Source organism: Brevibacterium casei CIP 102111 (genome assembly GCF_900169275.1).
GTDB classification, from domain to species: domain Bacteria; phylum Actinomycetota; class Actinomycetes; order Actinomycetales; family Brevibacteriaceae; genus Brevibacterium; species Brevibacterium casei.
This window is the reverse complement of sequence record NZ_FXZC01000001.1, coordinates 111,019-129,545: the sequence shown is the minus strand read 5'-3', so window position 1 is coordinate 129,545 and position 18,527 is coordinate 111,019. Positions and strand designations below refer to the sequence as shown.

The following is an 18,527-nucleotide window of genomic DNA, read 5'->3' as shown; positions in this document are numbered from 1 at the left end:
CATCGCGGCTGACGCCGCTTCCTCCCGGCGGAATCCGTTCGGAATTGTGGGCGCGATCACATAGTGTGGCAGGACAGCCGTGGCACCCGCACCAGTGAGGAGAACCCATGGACGACGTGAGCTATCTCGACGCCGAAGCCGTGTTCGCGGCCCTCTCCCCCGCCGAGGCGGTCTCCGCTCTCCGCGAGACGCTGGCCGGGGGATTCGATCCCAGTGACGACATCCCCCGGACCGTCACCGACATCAGCGCCGGAAACATGATCTTCATGCCCTCGGAGTTCGGACAGTGGGTCGGGGTCAAACTCGTCGGAGTCTCGACGGACAACGCCGAACGCGGGCTGCCCCGCATCCTCGGCCAGTACCTCATGTACGAGGCCTCCACGCTGCGCCTGCGCACGGTCATCGACGGCGCGGCACTGACGACCCTGCGCACTCCCGCCGTGTCCGTCGCCGCAGTCCTGCCCGCGCTCTCGCGCTTCCCCGACCCGGTGAAGGTCGTCATCTTCGGCGCCGGGCCCCAGGGGATCGGTCATGCCGACACGATCAGGGCGGAGCTCGACGTCGCCGAGGCGGTCTTCGTCGTCCGCTCCCCCGACCGGGTCGGCGACGAGGCGCGAGATCGTGGACGGGTACTCGCGGCAGGGTCGGAGGAAGCGAACGAGGCCCTGCGCGACGCCGACATCGTCGTCGCCGCGACCACCGCGCGCACGCCGCTCTTCGACGCCGATCTCGTCCGCCCCGGTGCCGTGGTGCTTGCGTGCGGCTCGCATGATCCGCACGCACGGGAGCTGCCGGCGGAGCTGTTCGCTCGCTCAGAGGTCGTCGTCGAGGACCTCGACACCGCCCTGCGCGAAGCCGGGGACGTCGTCCTCGCGATCACCGATGGTGCCCTCGACGCGGACACGATCGTGACGATGAAGCAGGTGAGCACGGGCGAGGTCACGCTTGACGCGGACCGCACGCTGATCTTCAAGGGGTCGGGGATGTCGTGGGAGGACCTCGCCGTCGCGGCGAAGCTCGTCGAGACCGTCGACCGCGGCGATCGGTGAGCTGCGGTCAGGCCCATTCCTGCATGGGCCGGGGCGTCCAATCGGGGAACCACGGTCGTGACCGATGTCTGGCCTGGCGGTGGGTAATCTCCCCGGAGAATTCTCCGGCGGCATCGAACGAGGTGCGGTAGCCGGAGTACCGGCCCCCTGACTGCGCTTCGATCGAACCGTCGACGACGGAGAAGATGAGGCTGTCGAGCTGCTGGAGGAGGACGTCGGAACCGTAGTCGCAGAAGTCACAGCCGCAGTCGGGCACGCGGGCGAGAGACACGGCCGGATCGCCGAGGGCGACGACGACGTTGGCGACGCGGTCGATTCCGTCGTCGTCGGCGACGAAGTCGTTGAATCCGATGACGAGCTCGGGGTTGCCCTCGACGTCACTTGTGAGGATCGCGCTGCGGTCGGCCACGGAGAGGAAGGGGTCGTCGCTGGCCCAATCGACCGGGTGGTCGGCGACGCGGATGCCGCGTCGGGCGAGCACATTGATCCACGCCCGCGCGCGTGCGTGGACGATGGCGAATTTCTCATGATCGGTCACGTCCGACCAGCCGTCGGGGGCCGGTCCTCCGCCCCACTCGAACTCGGGGTCGAGGTGGGGGTCCTCCCACCTCGGCGTGCGCGACCCGGTGGCGCGGAAGTCCTCCTCGACCTCACGGAACAGCGCGGCAGCCCTCTCTGACACCGGAAGAGTCGCAATAGCGGGATTCCACCGCTGGTCAGAGGGGTCTTCGTAAGATCGGGCAAGGTTGCTTCGCAGCTCCTGCCACCAGAAAGTCATGGTTCGATCTTAGACTGCTCGTTCCGCCGCGGAGTCAACACTTCGTCACAGCGGGTCACTGCCTGGTCACCAATCATCGAACGTCACTCCTCTGCGATGTCCTCACGGCGTTCGAGCACGTCGGCGGGGCCGTCGGGCCGCGCCGCGCAGCCGTCATAGGTGCAGGTGTGCTTGCCGTCGCATCAGGTCCGTTCGTCGCCGACACCGTCAGTCCTGCAGTCGGGTCGTTCCCTCGTATCCCCCTGAGGTGTTGAGCTGCTTGGCGTAGCAGTGGTCGGGCCCCAGACCGTTCGAGGAGCACCAGGCGAGTGCGTCCTCGGGGTCGCTGTAGCCGATGCCGACGACGGTCACCCAGAAATCGTCCTCTTTGAAGCTCGAGAAATCACCCGACCACACCAGTTGTACCCGGGGATACTCGTTGCGGAATTCCTCGTATTCGGCGAGGATGTCCGCTTCCTTCCACGTCTTTCCCTCGGCTTCGAGGCCGACTCGCTTCGAACTCAGCTGGGGAACCCATTTGCCATTGAGGTCCTTGACCACAGAGGGGCGGTCGCGGTCGACGATCTGGTCGAGCGCCTCCTTCGGGTCATCGGGGAGTTCGGGTGATGACTCTGCGGTCGGCGTGGTCTCCGCACTCGGCCCGCCGGACGGCGACGGCGAGGCCGAGCCGGACGGGGAGCTGGCGACTGTCGTCTCACCCGAGTCGTCCTGGGTGAAGAACATCGCCGCGCCCCACCCGATGGCACCGGCGACCACGACTGCGAGAACGATGAAGAGTCCGATGACGCCCCTGCGACGGCGTCGATCGGTCGTCGGCGCCGCAGACCGTCCCGGGCCTGCGGCAGCGAACCCGGCCCCTTGCTGGTGGGGCCCCATCTCCTGCTGCTGGGATCGCATCCCTTGTTGGTAGGGCCCCACTCCCGGCTGATGGGGCTCCATTCCCTGCTGGTGGGGTCCCGCCTCCGGCTGACGAGGAGGTATGCCGGGGCGCTCGGACGCCGGACGCGCGGGCTCGTGTCCCGGACGCTCCTGCTCCCCACCGAGACGCTCGGCTCCGTTCGGGTGCCGCGCCGACGCCGGCTGCTGAGCGGCGATGAAGGGCGAGGCCTCGTTCGGGCGGCCCCATCCCGTCTCCGCTGGGGGACCCCATGCTCCAGGGGCGCCGGCACCCGCGCTGCCCTGACGAGCAGCCTCGGCGCCGTCGGCGGGACCTCGGTCCCAGCCGTCATCGGACCCCGATCCCCAACCGGTCTCCGCGGCAGGCCCCCACGCGTCCGCATCACCGGGCCGCGGGCCACGGCCGGGCTGAGGTCCTCCGCTCGCATCATCGCGCGGCCACCCATCGTTCTGGCCACGCCCGCCTCGGGAAGGGTTGTCGCTCATCGGCAGCTCCAGATCGGTCGTCGGACACAGAATTCTGAGAAAAACTCCCTCTGCTGTTTCCAGCCTAATATAGGATGCCACTACAGATGGATATGTCGTTGCGAATGACTGATCACGTCCCCATCAGCCCAGCGCAGCAGGCATCATTGGCGGCAATGAGGTCGGCGACGCACTCGGGCCTGAGCAGTCGAAGGATTCCCCATGAGCACATCGTCCCAGAACCCCGAAGAGCGGTCCCCCGACAGGTCCCAGAACCCCGAAGAGCGGTCCCCCGACAGGTCCCAGAACCCCGAAGAGCGGTCCCCCGACAGGTCCCAGAACCCCGAAGAGCGGTCCCCCGACAGTTCGAAGCGCAGCCCCGAGGAGGGCTCCGCGACACCGTCGAAGCCCGCGAAGCCGTCGGAAGCTCCTAAGCCATCGGAAGCCGCGAGGCCGTCGGGGACCACGAAGCCGTCAGAAACTGCGAAGCCGTCGGCTGCCGGGAAGCCCTCAGCGGCACCGAAGAAGCCCTCCGCCGAGCCCGCCCGCAGCAGCACCCGTCCCGGCAGTTCGGCGTCCGGCAGATCTGGTCCCGGCAGCTCGACGCTCGGCGGCTCTGATCCCAGCAACTCTGATCCCGGCAACTCTGATCCCGGCACCTCTGACACCAGCAGCTCCAATCCCAACAGCTCCGCTTCCAGCGGCACCGATGCGGAAGACACCGTCACAGCCGTGCCAGCAGTGGACAGTCGCGAATCACCTTCTCAGAGCGCACCGGGTTCGGACACGAGGGCACCGGGCTCAGGTTCGGACACGAGTGCGCCGACCGAGCAGTTCCCGCGCTTCTCCCCGGAAGCCGCTGCCCAGCAGAACTCCTTGTACTCGCCGGAAGGTTCGCCCTCCCCAAAGCAGGGGACCCCGCACTCCCCGGAAGGATCCGGGTCCCGGCAGCCACAGGGCGAATCCACGCACGGTGCCCCTCCTCAGGGAACTCCGAATCCCCCGTCGACGCCGCCGTGGCAGGGGGCGGGGTCGCAGCATCCGCCCCAGGGGCCCGCTCACCAGGGAGCATCACCGTACCAGGATGCGCCGTACCAGGGTGCCGCCTCGCAGGGTGCGCCACACCCCCAGCAGGGCACGCCGTACCAGGGTTCACCGGATCCCCAGCAGGGGGCGACCCCGCAGGGCATTCCCTATCCCACATCGAGCGCGGGACACTCGCCGCGGGCGGCGACATACCTGGCACCGCTTGCCCGCGGAGCCACGTGGAAGGCGGTGCTCATTCCTCCGGGGATCGCCCTGGCCGCCGGCATCCTCGTGTCGATCATCCTCACGGTCGTTGTCATGTCGACCGCCGAGGTCGATTCGGCCTCCCAGACCATGGGCGCGGACACCGACAAGATCGGCTACGCCCTTCCATTCGTCCTCATGGCTCTGGCCCTGTTCGGTTCGGCCGCGTTCCGCTTCGACCTGCAGATCGAGGACTTCGCCTCCGCGAACGGCGCGCTCCACCTCTCCGGCGCCCCCCTGCTCGTCACGCTCGTCGTCCTCGGGACCCTGTGGTGGTTCACCCGGTGGAGCGAGCGTCGCCAGCCGTCTCCCAACCGCGGGTCGACGTGGATCCAGATCGGAATCTCCGCGCTGGCGTTCACCATCGTGCTCTTCCTGCTCCAGCTCATCTTCGCGGCACGGTTCGCGCTCATGGAAGGCGGCGGTGCCGCGCAGTTCGAGTTCTCGGCGGTGACTGCGCGCTCGTTCTTCGTCCCTCTGCTCGTCATCGCCGCGGTGAGCGCGTGGGGCCGAGTCGCCGGCCACTTCAAGGGCACAGAGGCGATCGGTGCCCCGTTCCTCCGCTGGGCGGTTCCGCCTCTGCTCGTCGCATGGGTCCATCTCGTCGTCATGGTCGCCGTGATGTCGATCGTGGCGATCTTCGTCCTGCCCTTCGGTCTCGACGTCCCCGGCCAGGTGGTTCCGCTCGTCTTCATCACGATGGGTCTCATCCTCACTCTGCTCGTCCACCTCGGCGGGGTGACGTTCTCGATGCAGGGTGGCTTCGGTTCGGGATCGGGTGGCTTCTCGGACTCGGGAACGTTCTCCGAGTCGCTGACGATCTTCAGCGACGAGGCTCCCGGGCAGCTGTGGTTGGGTCTGCTCGCCGTCGTCGTCGCGGTCCTCGCCGCAACGCTCGTCGCCACGGTGACGCGGCAGCCGCGGTGGACGGTGCAGGGTCAGGATCCGAATCAGTGGCATTCTGCGTGGAGGATCCCGCTCGCCTTCGCCGCGGTGTGGGGGGTCCTCTCGCTGACGGCGATCCCGATGCGGGCCTCCGTGCGCGGATCGGCCGGAGCGACGGACGTCTTCGGGTCGATGGCTGCCGGACAGGCCGCACTGAGCGCCTTGGCGTGGTCGTTCCTCGTCTTCGCAGTCTGGGGCGGCCTCATCGAGGTGCTCTCGCGCACGCTCGGGCCGCGCCTGGCGCTGACGATGCCTGCGGTGACGCGGTTCCTCGCCGGTCGGGCGACGCACCCGCACTGGGGTCGCGAACTCGGCATGAGCGCTCCGGAGTATCCGCTCATCCATCGCAGCGCGGTCTCCGGCACGCGATCGGGCCAGACACCGCCTCCGCCGCCGCAGACTCCGTTCGGCCCGGCCGGTCCGCAGTCGGGAGCACCGCAGGATTCGAGCGGCAATCCGATTTCGCAGTCAGCACCCGGCTCGGCGTCACAACCTGCTTCCGGGACGACGTCTCAGTCCGCCTTCGATTCGGCCCTCCACGCAGCCTCCGGCTCGACTGCACAGTCCGCCTCCGGGGCTGCGGATCCATCCGTCTCGGGATCAGCGGCGCAGTCCGCCCCAGACTTCGCCGGACCCTCATCTTCGTGGAGCGCAGACCCATCGCCGAGTCAGACCGGCACGGGATCCACGCGCGCGTGGTCGGAGGCGGGCACCTATTCCGGGGCAGCGTCGGCACCAGCGCAGTCTGCGTACGACGGGCGATCCCCCGGCGCGTCGGGAGGTCCGGCCAAGCCGTTCGACCGGAAGAAGGCCACCGTCGTCGGCGTCATCAGCGGAGTCTCGGTCCTCGTCATCGTCGCCGCGCTCATCGTCGTCACCCAGGTCAACGGTCGGATGTTCGGCCCGGAAGCGGCTGTGGAGAAGTACCTCGACCGACTGGCCGACGGAGACGCCGAAGGGGCGCTGTCGATCGCGGATGTCGATGTGCCGGCGGAGCAGAGGCAGCTGCTCACCAACGACGTCCTCGGCGCCGCCAAGGCCCTGCCCACGGACATCACCGTCGCCGATGCTGACGTCTCCGATGACCAGGCCACGGTGTCGGCGACCTTCGACCTGGGAGGAAGCAAGAGCACGACCGACTTCTCCCTGGTCAAGTCGGGTAAGACTGCTCTGTTCTTCGACGATTGGAAGCTGCAGTCGCCTGAGCTGTCCTACCTCGCGGTGGAGACTCCCGGGCTGACGACGGTCAAAGTCAACGGCATCGATGTCGACACAGACGGCAGTCAGCTGGCGCTGCCGGCGTTCCCGGCGCTCTACGAAGTCGGGCTCGCCGAGCAGACAGAGCTCATCTCCGCCGACCCCATCGAGGCACGGACGTTCTTCGCCGGCAGCGTCGACGATGCGGACATGGAGGGCGTCGAACCGGCGCTCCTCGCAGCGCAGCCGACCGATGCGTTCCGCAGCGAGGTCGACAAGCAGGTGAAGACCCTCATCGACAGCTGCGCGCAGAAGACCGTCGCTCAGCCCGACGGGTGCCCGTTCGGCTCGTTCAGCGCCGAGAGCTACGACGCGACGAACATCAAGTGGTCCATCTCCTCGTATCCCACGGTCACCGTGGCGGACAGCTCGTCGGATCCGTACTACGACCTGGGAGAGACGACCGGCCCCAACGGCGGTCCTGCCTGGGCCGTCACCTCGGTGACCGAGGGAGAGGCGTTCGTCACCGGCAACTATGATTCGTTCTTCGATGATGACGGCACGTTCGATGACACGGTGACGTTCTCCGTGGACGGGACGGCTGAGATCGTCGACGGGAAGGTCGTCATCACCATCAACGACGGCTACGGATACTGAGAGGCCGGGGAGTTCGCGGGCCGGGCCGGTGCGCAACACGACCCGGCTCGCATCGGTCCGGTGCGCCGTCTCTTCGCGCGCCCGACCTGACTCGGAGAGTCGGTGCTCGCACCCGGCCGCCGTCGGGACGTCGGTTGAATCACATCGGCGATCAGACAGTGTGGAAAGGCTACCCTTATCTGTAGACTCGACGTGAACGAACGTCCATCGTCGCCGCGGGGTCTCGACTCACCGCGGGGGCCAGAGGAGAACCCGTGTCACGAGCATCCATCAACGCCTTCGAAGCCACCGTCATCGGCATCGAGGATCTCAGTCCCGCCTTCCGTCGCATCACGTTCGGAGGCCCCGGACTCGCTGACTTCGGCGTCACCGACCATCCGCGCGACCTGAGGATCAAGCTCGTCATTCCCCCAGGCGGCACGACCGCTCCCGCTTTCGACCTTGTGGGGTTCTTCAGCGAGCAGGCACAGGCCGGGACCTCGTGGTACCAGGCGTGGCTGCAGCTCGACGAGGCGCTGCGCGGGTGCATGCGCACGTACACGGTCCGCGAGTGGCGCGACGAGGTCCGTGAGCTCGTCGTCGACATGGTCCTTCACACGGACGAGGCAGGACATTCGGGTCCGGCCGCGAGCTGGGCCGAGACCGCAGAGATCGGTCACCGCCTTCACATCATCGGACCGTCGCGCGATCACGACGGCGATTACGGCGGGATCGAGTTCCGATCCGGCGACGCCGATCAGCTCCTCCTCGCCGGAGATGAGACCGCCGTGCCGGCCATCGCCTCGATCCTCGAATCACTGGTCGGGGGCAGCGTACGTGGGAAGGCGGTCATCGAGGTCCCCAGCCCTGCCGATGTCCTCGATCTCACCCTCCCCGACGGATTCGAGATCGAATGGCTCCCCCGTGGTGATGCCGAGTTCGGCGCCAAACTCGAGCCCGCAGTCCGGGCGGCGGTGAAAGCGGAGAGAAGGGTCCTCGCCGAGGTGGGAGGATCAGGCGCGGGCGTCGAACTCCCGGACGTCGACATCGATTCCGAGATCCTCTGGGACGTTCCCTCCCAGCTCTCGCAGGCTGCCCAGAGCAGTTCGAGCGACAGCACGGCCCGGCCGTTCTACGCGTGGATCGCCGGTGAGGCGGGACCGGTCAAACGCCTGCGTCGGTATCTTGTCCAGGAGGTCGGCGTCGATCGCAAACAGGTGGCGTTCATGGGCTATTGGCGTCAGGGCAAGGCCGAAGGCTGAGCACGATCAGTGGACTTACAGCGCAGCGGTGCAGTGCGGGACGATGGTGTGACTGGCCCTGCACGCATAGTTCAGGTCATGTCGGCCATGAAGGTTGCGAAGAAACAGTTCGACACTGACCGGGCACTCCGCTTGTAGGCAAGGTCGTGCCCACACTCCCCTACGGACAGGGTTGTGCCCTCTCACCCGATCTAGCCCGGACAGTCACCCTCAACGCTCTGGTTCTCGTCAGAACTGTCGGGGTGGTCGTCGAAGAGGGACGCGATGATCTCCTCGGCCAGGAACCGCGGATGCAACAGTGGTCGTCGGGCAGGATCCACCGACGCCGGTGGTCTCCACGCCGGACGCCCATCCAGAAGCATGAGCATCTCCCAGTCGGAGCGATCCAACAGGTGATGGTGGGCACTGCAGGCCAGAGCCAGATTGTTGATCGTCGTCTTCCCACCCCTGGCCCAGGGCACCACATGGTTGGCCTCGCACCACCCCGGGGGCGCATCACACCCGGGGAACGTACACCCCTTGTCACGGGCGGTGATGACCGCGACCTGTTTCTTGTTCGCGAACCGTTTCTCCGTCATCACCTGCATCGTGTGCGCGGTCTCACTCATGAGGTGGAAGAACACGTCCCCGTTGAGCCCGTTGGTTACGAGTTCGTGGATCGGGATCGGGGTCTCGACCCCGGTCGTGCCTTCCCCAGTCCGATGAGCGAGGTCCTCAGCGGTCGCGGTCACCACGAGAGCGTAAGGCGACCCGGTGCCGGCCTGGTCCATGCTGATCCGAGAGATCAGGGTCGCGAAGCGTTCATAGATCCACGCCCGCGCCGAAGGCCGCTGCCCGGTGAGGTCGACCGGGGTGCCGTCCTCACGCACCCCGACCCCGACCGGGAAACCGGCAGCCGCACTGTCGGTGGCACCGACGCCGGCAGCAGTGCTGTCCGTACCGCGACCCGTCTCGTCACCGTCATCTCCCGAACCGACCGCCCAATCCGGGGGTGCCTGCGGGATCGGCAGGGGCGCATCGTGGAGGTCCCCGTGGAGGACCTGATCGACAATCTCGAAGAGCGCATCCTGGTCGGCGGCAGTGTCATTGCTGCCGCTCGGAGTTGCAGGGTGTCCCAGCGATGTGCCACCGGCGTCTTCGCTGTCGACTCCCGTATCACCCGTGGTCCCTGAGTTGTGGCCGTTGGCATCGGTATCCGGGGTGGCTGAGTGGATGCGGGAGGTGAGCAACCCGTTCAATGCCGCCCCGGACACCGGGTCGAGCAGTCCCCCGAGCACCCAGTCCCCGTTGCGCTTGGGCCGGACCGTCACCGAGTAGTCCGTACGCGGGGTCTCCTCACAAGGTTTAGCCCCGTCGGGATCAATATAGGCAAGCATCCGATCGAAGATGCCCCGCAGATCCTTCACCCGCACCTGGGGTGCATAGTCGACGAGGCGTTTCTCCACATCCGCCCGCTGCTCGGCTGACACCCAGCCGGGCAGGTCATCAAGGCAGTCATCGATGGCTTTCGCCTGCCCTGCCGAAAGCACCCCGGCATGGAGGCCTTCGGCGACTTCCGGGCACAACGGTTGCAGGGCTTGTCCGGTGGTATCGACCCTGCCCCCGAGGTTCTTCGCCAACTCGGTACGCCGGTTCGCTTCGGTCGGGGTGAGGTTGAGCCGGTCCCGGATGAGGGCTTTCGTGTCCTTGGCACCTGTGTCAGTTGGTGTTCCGACACGTTCGTAGACCGACAGGGCCAGGGTGGAGAGGGCCTCGGTGATCCGGGACAGGGCCTCGGTGCCATCGATGAGCAGGAGAGCCTCATCCGGGCCCATGGGTCGGTCGAAGAAGCGCAACCCGGTGCTGAAGTCCATGAGGGTGGTGATGCTGGTCGTGACTTCCGGAGCGAACCCCGACAGGTCCGCCCACGCGGTGTCAGTGAGCAGAGGGTGGCGACTCACCCACCCAGGAGCATCAGCCGTCTCGACGGTGCCTGTGCCGACAGTCTCCGAGGTGTCCGTGGTGGGGGTGCCGACGGGAACCGACGTTGTGGAGTCATCAGGAGACTGCGGGATCGACGAGCCGGAAGCGAAGGGCCCCGGGGTGTTGGTTGAGTTCGCGGGAGTCGACGGCACCGACTGTGACTGGCCATTGCGGGCGGTCGCGGGCAGGTCGCCGGGATGGGCGGTGTCGTCTGGGATCGGGTGTTCGGGGTCCTGTGAGGGAGCATCGCCGGGCCACTCGTCCGCCTCTTCTCCGCCGTTGTCTCGGCGAGGTCCGAAGAGGTCGATATCGGAGTCATCGATGGTGGAGAAGTAGTCGAATGCGGGGTCCTCGGGGACCGGGGCGTTGGTGGTGACGGGGTCGAGGGCGTCGAAGTCGTCGGCGAGGGGGTGGCCGGTGAGGTCGAATCCAGCCTGAGCGAGTTGGTCGCGCAGTGACTGGAGTTCCTCGCTGATCGCCTCGTCACGTGGACCATCAGCCGCGGGTGTCCTGCGGGAGTTCGTCGACGTCTCATCGGGCCCGGGCGCATTCTGCGAGGGAGTCGGAGCGTGGCGCTTCGGCTTCTTCGGGGTGCGGTCCGGGGTGAGAGTCATGGCCTCCTGGTCCATTCATCAACGTCGGTGTTAATGCTCCTAGTATACACCTATTTCGGTGTTGCCAATGGTTTTCTTTGTTTTTTGTTCGACTATTTGACTACTGTTCTATGTTCTTCGAATCCAGCGTCAACTCTTCTTGTTCTCAAGTGTGCTGGGTGTGTGATGGTCTGTGCTTGTGATCAGGGGCGGTCCTCTCATCGCGACCGTTGGTGGCCTCGTCGTGGCGCCTGCGCAGGCACATCGAGGGTCTGACAGCGGAGGGGTCGGCTCGGCCTGGTTGTGGGTGATCCTACGAGCAGGTGCTGACGCTGGGGCACGGCGCGGCCGCCGCGCAGTCCCGAGGCACACCTGCGCAGTCCCGAAGCACACCTGCGCAGTCCCGAAGCACACCGGTGCAGTCCCGAGGCACACCCGCACCGAACCGCCCCGGCCGACACCGCTCGGTCTACGATGAGGAGACGATCGAGCCGCACCGGCGGTGACTTCGGCCGGAAGGGGACGACTGCATGCGACCGATGACCGATCTCGACACCGAGACTCTGCGCGAGTACTACCGGAACTTCGCCGGCGTCGAGGCGGCCGGCACCTCCCCGATCTACGTCGACTGGGCGAGCGGTGTCGCCGAGGACGAGGCGATCCTCCGCCTCCTTCTCGACCTTCCCCGGCCCAAACGCCAGGCGAATCTGCTCTTCGGAGCGGCCAGACACCTCGGCGCCGGTGAAGGCGACTACGCGCAGCTGCGCACGTGGCTGCTCGAGCACTGGGACGAGACCCGCTCGCTCATGCTCGCCCGCTCGACGCAGACGAACGAGGCCGGTCGGTGCGCCGTCCTGCTGCCGGCGTTGGCGCAGATCAACGGGCCTATCTCGCTCACCGAAGTCGGCGCCTCGGCGGGGCTGTGCCTCTATCCCGATCGCTACAGCTACACATATCGGACCGTCGCCGTCCCCGGGGAGAACGTCTCGATCGGCGACGGGGAGTCAGGTGCTGGAGGGGCAGGCACAGGAGGGTCCGGAGCCGGAGAGTCCGGCGCCAAGGAGTCGGACTCAGCGGAGCATGGCACAGGAGAGCCCGGCACCGTCCACCTCGACCCCGCCGACGGCCCGAGCACCGTCGATCTCGAGTGCACGCTCACCGGCACAGCGCCGCCGACTCGCCTCCCCGGGGTCGTCTGGCGCGCGGGGATCGACCTCAACCCTCTCGACGTCACCGACCCCGAGGACCGCGCATGGCTGCGCTCGCTCATCTGGCCCGAGCACACCGTCCGCCGCGACCGCCTCGACGCCGCTGCCGCCATCGCCGCCGCCGACCCGCCGAGGTTGGTCACCGGTGATCTCGTCGCCGGCGTGGAATCGCTCATCGCCGAGGCCCCGGCCGACTCACAGGTCGTCGTGTTCCACAGCGCTGTCCTCGCCTATGTCGACCCACCACACCGAGCCGCCTTCGCCGACCTCATGCGCTCCCGCGACGACGTCGTCTGGGTGAGCAACGAGGGCGAGCGCGTGCTGCCCGAGATCGGCGACCAGCTGCGTGACCTCGGCATCGAGAGAGCCGGCGGCCGCTTCGTCCTCGCCGTCGACGGAATCGCAACCGCCCTCACCGGACCCCACGGGCAGAGCTACGAGAGCCTGCAGAGCTGCGAGGGCCTGAGGACACCACTGCCCCAGGCACCATAGGCATTCCGTGAAACCAGAGCACTTCGGCAACCACGGCATCCGTCGAACGCGGACTGTCCGCCGGACCGTCCAGCGAACTGTCCGTCGAACCGTCCGGCGAACCCTCCAGCGGACCCTCCGGCACACCCCAATCCGAACAGCCCCACCCTGATCCAAGTCCACCCCGACCCGGCTCCACCAGGACCCAGCCCCGTCCCGAACAGCCCCACCCCGACCCAACTCCACCCCGACCCAGCCCGGGCCGATTCAGGCTCACTGCGGAGCAGGCTCCTGGGTCGTATCGATCATCCACGGCACTCCGAACTGGTCGATGCACGCCCCAAATCCCGCCGACCAGAATGTCGGCGCGAACGGCATCTGCACCTCACCGCCCTCGGCGAGGACGTCGAAGATCCGCTTCGCCACCTCCGGATCGGGAGCGGCATAGAAGAGGGCGACCCCGGTCATCGCGTCCCCTGTGCCCGTCGGATCGTCGGCGCCCATGATCCGCGAATCACCGAGGTCGAGCTCGGCGTGCATGACCGAATCCTCGGGTGCGCCGGGCATCCGCGCCTCGGGAGGCGCGTCCTTGGCGAGCGCGATCGTGAGATCACCGCCGAGGATGTCGCGGTAGCGTTCGAACGCGGCGGCGCACTGGCCGCCGCTGATGAAGACGTGGGGACTGACCGGCATGGCTTCTCACCTCATGACGTGGACGGATAGACCGCACGACCGGCTCCGTTGCCGGTCGTCGTGACTCAAGTATGCCCCGACCGTCCCGCCGGGGACAGACGTTCCCGCCGGCGACAGCGATTCCCGCACCGCGTCCCCACCGCGCCCACCTCGTCGACGACAGAGGCTCACGCCCACGCGACGACGAGGCGGGCCGCCTCGGCGGGGATCGTCGGATCGACCCCGGTCACCTCGGCGAATCGCCGCAGACGGTTGGCGACGGTGTTGCGATGGCAGTAGAGCTCGGCCGCCGTCCGCCCGATGCTCCCGGTCTCGAGGTACGCCCCGACCGCCTCGACGAGGCGCTCCCGCTCCGCCGTCCCGCACGCGGCGAGGGCCTCGTCGATGTCGCCGCCGACGGTCTTTCCCGTCGCATTGAGAGCCTGCGCCGCGAGCCTGGCCCACCCCCGACTCCACGTCATCGCTCCCGTCTCACCTGGGGTGATGGCCTGCGCGAGATCCCTGGCGGTGAGCGCGAGGCGACGCAGGGACGCGATCCCGGCAGCCGTGACCAACCCGACCCTCGCCTCGGCGAGGCGGGCGTCGATCCCCGTCCGCCGCACCCCTGCCGCGGATGCGAAGGCGATGAGGACCCCGCCGAGGTGGTGGGTGAACATCGTCCCGCCCGTGCTCTCGTGTGCGGAGACGAGGACGCGCAGGTCCGGGGTGTCCTCCTCGCGTGAGGCGGCGACGATGAGCTCCTCGGTCGGATCGATCCCCAGCGCCGAGGCGATCGTGGCCAACCGCTCGTCCGTGGGGTTCACATCCTGGAAGAGCGAGGCGATGTAGCCCTGGCGGACGGATGACTCCTCGGCGCGCATCCGCTGCAGCTCGGCCGTGTAGGCCCGCTGGACCTGGAGGACGTACTCGTCGACGGTGCTGAGCACGTCACCTGTGTGGCGGATGACGAGTTCGGCGTCGTCCCGGGTGGCGACGCGGGTGAGCGCCTCCCAGAGCACGGTGAAGTCGTGGCGGATCGCCGTCATCAGCGCCTCGAGCGGGATGCCCGCCCGGGCGCGGGAGACGCCGACCTCGGTCGAGACGGCAACGGCCCCGTCGAAGCCGCCGGCGCGCAGACCGTCGATGAGGGTGGTGAACGAGTTCCTGCCGGTGCGGCGCAGTTCGGAGACGGGGATCGGCGCGGGGTCGTAGCCTGGGACGGTGACGACGCGGTCCATGAAGGACTCGGTGAGCTCGTCGAGGTCGAGGGCGTCGAGGAGTTCGAACCACCGCTGCCGATCGCCGGGCAGCGGCCGATCATGTAGGCGGCCGTCGTTCGCACTCATGTCGTCAGTGTATGTGCATATGCACAATCCCGACCGGGATAACTGCGGCATTTCTCCGTGGAGACCGAGCGATCTCACTCGGTAATGTTCTGAGTCACACAGTCGTCCGCCACCACCCGCCCACCCGAACGCCCGACCCACGCAGGCGGACGCCCGCCCCCACAATCGCAGAACCGCCCACGCAATCGACGGAGATCACGCATGAGCAACGACCCCACCACCTCGGCGATCGAATACGACGCGACGCAGGAACTCAGCGTCAAGGACGCGAACAAGGTCGCCGTCGGGGCACTCATCGGCACCGCGCTCGAATGGTATGACTTCTTCCTCTTCAGCGCCGCCGCCGCGCTGATCTTCAACGTCCAGTACTTCACCTCGGAGAACGCCACCGCCGCAGCCCTCGCATCGTTCGCGACCTTCGGCGTCGGTCTGGCCGCGCGGCCCATCGGCGGCATCATCTTCGGTCGGATGGGTGACAGGATCGGACGTCGTCGGGTCCTCATGATCACGATCGTCGGCATCGGCATCGTCACCGGCCTCATCGGCATGCTCCCGACGTACGCGGCGATCGGGTTCGCCGCCCCGGTCCTCCTCGTCCTCCTGCGCATCGCGCAGGGTCTCTTCGTCGGCGGCGAATGGTCGGGGGCGATGACGCTCGTCGTCGAGAACGCCCCGCTCCACCTGCGCGCCCGCTACGCCGCGATCCCGCAGATCGGCTCGCCGATCGGCACGATCCTCTCCTCGGGCGGCTTCTTCGTCATGACCCTGCTCCTCTCACAGGAGAACTTCAACTCGTGGGGCTGGCGGATCCCGTTCCTCGTCGCCATCCCGCTCCTCCTCGTCGCCGTCTACATCCGCAGCCGCCTCGAGGAGTCCCCGGTCTTCCGCCAGCTCGAGGAGTCCGGTGAGGTCGAGAAGAGCCCGATCTCGACGACGCTCAAGCGCAGTTGGAAGCAGATCATCGTCGGCATGGCTGCGGCACTCCTCGGCGTCGGCGGCTTCTATCTCGTCACCGCCTTCTGCGTCTACTACGGCGTGAACATCCTCGGCTACGATGACTCGCTCCTCCTGCTCGGCAGCATGGTCGCCGCCGCGGTCGAGATCCTCATCCTCATCTGGGGAGGGATGCTCGGGGCGAAGTACGGCGCGAGCAGGGTCATCCTCTGGGGCGGAATCGCCTCGGCGGTCATTGCGGTCCCCGCGTTCCTCCTCTTCGAGTCCGGTCAGCCGGTCCTCATCGTCATCGCGATGACCATCGCCGTCGGTGCGCTCTCCCTGCCGTATGCGGCATCGGGCACGGTGCTCACCGGGCTCTTCCCCGCGACGACCCGCTACACCGGGGTGGGCATGGCGCAGAACGCCGCGGGCATGCTCTCGGGCTTCATCCCGCTGCTCGCGACCGGGTTCGTCGCCTCGGCGAACGACCATTGGTGGCCGGCCGCGGCGATGCTCGTCTTCCTCTCCCTCTTCACGGCGTTCGCCGGAGCGATCGCGCCGAGGCTGAGCGTCGACCTCCCCGGCTTCAAGCACTGAGCACTCGGCTCCCGCACGGAAAGTCCACACGATGAACGAGAACCCCAGCACCCCGACCCAGGCCACCCGCGACGCAGACTTCCTCGCCGACTGGGCCGTCCACTCCCGCTTCGGCGCGGTCGAGGGGACCAACGGGGTCGATCGGCAGGCCGCGAGCGAGGCCGACGGGCAGCAGCGGACGTGGTTCGCCCGGCTCCTCGAGGACCACGGGTTCACCGTCGAACGGGACGCGATCGGCAATCAGTTCGGACTGCTCGAGCTCGCCCCCGGCGCCCCGTACGTCCTCACCGGATCGCACATGGACTCGCAGCCGACGGCCGGTCGCTTCGACGGCGCGTACGGCGTGATGGCGAGCGCGCACGCGTGCTTCGCGATCGCCGATGAACTCCGCGCCGACCCCTCGCAGGCGCGGTTCAACCTCGCCGTCGTCAACTGGTTCAACGAGGAGGGTTCGCGGTTCAAGCCCTCGATGATGGGCAGCAACGTCTTCACCGGCAAGGCCGACCTCGAGGCGGCGCTCGCGACGACCGACCCGCACGGGGTCACCGTCGCCGAGGCGCTCGATGCGATCGGCGAACGCGGGGACTTCACCGCCCCGGAGATCGCCTCGTACGCCGAGATCCACGTCCAGCAGGGGCGCAGCATGGAGGAGGACGGCGTGACGATCGGGCTGGTCGATGCGACGTGGGCCGCGCACAAGTTCGAGTTCCGCGTCCACGGCGCGCAGGCCCACAGCGGGTCGACTCTCATGGCCGATCGGCGTGATGCGCTGCTCGGCGCGGCGCGACTCGTCGTCGCCGCACGCGAGCTCGTCGACGAGTTCGAGCCCGGAGCGCTGCACACCGCGTGCGGTGAGCTCAACGTCTACCCGAATTCGCCGGTCGTCGTCGCGAGCGAGGTCGAGCTCCTCCTCGACCTCCGCTCCCCCAGCGCCGAGGTCATCGCCGCCGCCCATGCCTCGCTCATGGGCACGGTCGCGAAGATCTCCGAGGAGGTCGGGGTCGACATCGAGATCACCGCCGAGCACAGCTGGGATCAGAACCCCTACGGCGAGGACGGCGTCGAGCTCGCCCGCGCGGTCGCCGATGACCTCGGGCTCACCTCGGCGACGGTGATGACGGTGGCCGGGCACGACTCGACGAATCTCAAGGACACGGTGCCCACGGTCATGCTCTTCGTACCGAGCGTCGCCGGGATCTCGCACAACCTTGAGGAGTTCACGAAGGACGAGGACCTCCTCTCCGGTCTCCATCACCTCACCGAGGTGGTCCGGCGGTTGGCAGGCGGTGCGCTTGCGGGGTGAGGGGTGCGCACGGGGCGGATCGCGAATCGGTCATCGCTCGGTTCCGATCCACATGGCATGGATCGATCCAGCGCGGTGGGATCGAAACCGAGCGGTTGCCGGCGGTCAGCGTCCCGGCGGGTTCGCGCCGACGCTCCTCAGTCGTCGTCCGGGCCGAGCGCGAAGTCGACGACGGTGACCACCGCGTCCTCGGGCATGTCGGGATAGTGGCCGCGCAGACCAGCGACGTACTCCTCGACCACGCCGACATCGTCGACGCCCAGGTCCTCAGGAGTGAGATCGCGCAGAGCGACCTTCGAGGTGCGCAGGACCTCCCCTTTCAGAGGTCCTCGCTCGTCGTCCTCGAAGTAGAGGATGGCAGGACCCTCCTCGACCCACTCCCTCCATCGCACCGTCGTGGTCTTCGTGCCGGCGACGACGCTGTCGTAGTAGCGCGCATTGAAGCGGAGGATCCGCGCCGCCTGGGCATCGGGGTGGCGGTAGGTGTCGGGCAGCAGCTCGCGGATCGCTCGGATCGTCGGTCGCTCTTCGCTCGGCACGGCGACGGTGACGTCCGGGTGGAGATCGAGGAGCACCTGTCGGCACCGCCCGCAGGGAGGGATCACGCCGCGGCCGTCATCGCCTGCCGCAGCCACGGCCACGAGCGGTCCGGCATGAGCAGCGGCAGCAACGCCGAGGGCGACGAGTTCGGCGCACGGTCCGCCCGTGAAGTGGAAGACGTTGACCGCCGTGAAGATGCGCCCACGGGTATCCATGACTGCTGCGGCCACCGTGTGGTTCGGGTTGCCGACCAAGGTCGCCGCCAGCGACTCGGCGGCGGCGATGACGCGACGTTCGGACGTGAGAGGTTCCATCCCCCAATTGTGCCGCCTCCCCAATTGTTCCGCCGGAGCTCGGACATCTGGTCAGCGGCCCTGACT

At 67.8% G+C, this 18,527-nt stretch carries 13 protein-coding genes; 6 read left to right on the top strand and 7 right to left on the bottom strand.

Annotation, left to right across the window (positions count from 1 at the left end):
* Positions 1 to 107 precede the first annotated feature (107 nt).
* Positions 108 to 1,049 carry an ornithine cyclodeaminase family protein gene (locus BC102111_RS00550; RefSeq protein ID WP_101623361.1) on the top strand — a complete coding sequence of 314 codons (942 nt, stop codon included), beginning with the start codon at positions 108 to 110 and terminating at the stop codon, positions 1,047 to 1,049.
* Between the two features lie 7 nt (positions 1,050 to 1,056).
* Here the strand turns inward: BC102111_RS00550 and BC102111_RS00545 are convergent, their stop codons facing one another.
* The 3 genes from BC102111_RS00545 to BC102111_RS00535 all read right to left on the bottom strand — a co-directional run bounded on the left by BC102111_RS00545 (position 1,057) and on the right by BC102111_RS00535 (position 3,818).
* Positions 1,057 to 1,731, bottom strand: a complete 675-nt coding sequence (locus BC102111_RS00545; protein WP_009376710.1) for a DUF6226 family protein — start codon at positions 1,729 to 1,731, stop codon at positions 1,057 to 1,059.
* Between the two features lie 303 nt (positions 1,732 to 2,034).
* A complete protein-coding gene (locus tag BC102111_RS00540) occupies positions 2,035 to 2,724 on the bottom strand; it encodes a hypothetical protein (RefSeq protein WP_101623360.1) in 690 nt (229 codons plus the stop codon).
* A gap of 629 nt (positions 2,725 to 3,353) precedes the next feature.
* Positions 3,354 to 3,818 (bottom strand): hypothetical protein, encoded by a 465-nt coding sequence (locus BC102111_RS00535; protein WP_146001376.1) that lies wholly within the window; start codon positions 3,816 to 3,818, stop codon positions 3,354 to 3,356.
* Positions 3,819 to 4,464: 646 nt separating this feature from the next.
* On the opposite strand from BC102111_RS00535, the gene BC102111_RS00530 reads away from it, so the two are divergent.
* Entirely contained in the window at positions 4,465 to 7,278 is a 2,814-nt protein-coding gene (locus tag BC102111_RS00530; protein WP_101623358.1) for a hypothetical protein, read from the top strand.
* A gap of 254 nt (positions 7,279 to 7,532) precedes the next feature.
* Positions 7,533 to 8,519 carry a siderophore-interacting protein gene (locus BC102111_RS00525; RefSeq protein ID WP_101623357.1) on the top strand — a complete coding sequence of 329 codons (987 nt, stop codon included), beginning with the start codon at positions 7,533 to 7,535 and terminating at the stop codon, positions 8,517 to 8,519.
* Positions 8,520 to 8,710: 191 nt separating this feature from the next.
* On the opposite strand, the gene BC102111_RS00520 is transcribed toward BC102111_RS00525, so the two are convergent.
* A complete protein-coding gene (locus BC102111_RS00520; protein WP_101623356.1) occupies positions 8,711 to 11,110 on the bottom strand; it encodes an HNH endonuclease signature motif containing protein in 2,400 nt (799 codons plus the stop codon).
* 503 nt (positions 11,111 to 11,613) lie between these two features.
* Here BC102111_RS00520 and BC102111_RS00515 point away from each other — a divergent pair.
* On the top strand, positions 11,614 to 12,774 hold the full coding sequence (locus tag BC102111_RS00515; RefSeq protein WP_232252523.1) for a DUF2332 domain-containing protein: 1,161 nt from the start codon (positions 11,614 to 11,616) through the stop codon (positions 12,772 to 12,774).
* Between the two features lie 252 nt (positions 12,775 to 13,026).
* Here the strand turns inward: BC102111_RS00515 and BC102111_RS00510 are convergent, their stop codons facing one another.
* Together BC102111_RS00510 and BC102111_RS00505 are read right to left on the bottom strand one after the other, a co-directional pair.
* The gene (locus tag BC102111_RS00510; RefSeq protein WP_009376740.1) at positions 13,027 to 13,446 is read right to left on the bottom strand and encodes a VOC family protein; all 420 of its coding nucleotides are present in this window, start codon (positions 13,444 to 13,446) and stop codon (positions 13,027 to 13,029) included.
* A gap of 167 nt (positions 13,447 to 13,613) precedes the next feature.
* Positions 13,614 to 14,771 carry a PucR family transcriptional regulator gene (locus tag BC102111_RS00505; RefSeq protein ID WP_101623354.1) on the bottom strand — a complete coding sequence of 386 codons (1,158 nt, stop codon included), beginning with the start codon at positions 14,769 to 14,771 and terminating at the stop codon, positions 13,614 to 13,616.
* Between the two features lie 201 nt (positions 14,772 to 14,972).
* Between BC102111_RS00505 and BC102111_RS00500 the strand changes: the two genes are divergently transcribed.
* Both BC102111_RS00500 and BC102111_RS00495 read left to right on the top strand, forming a co-directional pair.
* Positions 14,973 to 16,304: an MFS transporter gene (locus BC102111_RS00500; RefSeq protein WP_101623353.1), complete on the top strand. Its 1,332-nt coding sequence runs from the start codon at positions 14,973 to 14,975 to the stop codon at positions 16,302 to 16,304.
* Between the two features lie 31 nt (positions 16,305 to 16,335).
* Complete coding sequence (locus BC102111_RS00495) at positions 16,336 to 17,607, top strand: M20 family metallo-hydrolase (protein ID WP_101623352.1); 1,272 nt, start codon at positions 16,336 to 16,338, stop codon at positions 17,605 to 17,607.
* 137 nt (positions 17,608 to 17,744) lie between these two features.
* Here the strand turns inward: BC102111_RS00495 and BC102111_RS00490 are convergent, their stop codons facing one another.
* On the bottom strand, positions 17,745 to 18,461 hold the full coding sequence (locus tag BC102111_RS00490) for a hypothetical protein (protein WP_101623351.1): 717 nt from the start codon (positions 18,459 to 18,461) through the stop codon (positions 17,745 to 17,747).
* Positions 18,462 to 18,527: the final 66 nt, after the last annotated feature.

Coding starts and splice junctions, on each gene's coding strand:
- BC102111_RS00520 (WP_101623356.1), bottom strand. CDS start 11,110: ATGGACCAGGAGGCCATGACTCTCACCCCGGACCGCACCCCGAAGAAG.
- BC102111_RS00490 (WP_101623351.1), bottom strand. CDS start 18,461: ATGGAACCTCTCACGTCCGAACGTCGCGTCATCGCCGCCGCCGAGTCG.
- BC102111_RS00510 (WP_009376740.1), bottom strand. CDS start 13,446: ATGCCGGTCAGTCCCCACGTCTTCATCAGCGGCGGCCAGTGCGCCGCC.
- BC102111_RS00500 (WP_101623353.1), top strand. CDS start 14,973: ATGAGCAACGACCCCACCACCTCGGCGATCGAATACGACGCGACGCAG.
- BC102111_RS00515 (WP_232252523.1), top strand. CDS start 11,614: ATGACCGATCTCGACACCGAGACTCTGCGCGAGTACTACCGGAACTTC.
- BC102111_RS00540 (WP_101623360.1), bottom strand. CDS start 2,724: ATGCGATCCCAGCAGCAGGAGATGGGGCCCCACCAGCAAGGGGCCGGG.
- BC102111_RS00550 (WP_101623361.1), top strand. CDS start 108: ATGGACGACGTGAGCTATCTCGACGCCGAAGCCGTGTTCGCGGCCCTC.
- BC102111_RS00505 (WP_101623354.1), bottom strand. CDS start 14,771: ATGAGTGCGAACGACGGCCGCCTACATGATCGGCCGCTGCCCGGCGAT.
- BC102111_RS00495 (WP_101623352.1), top strand. CDS start 16,336: ATGAACGAGAACCCCAGCACCCCGACCCAGGCCACCCGCGACGCAGAC.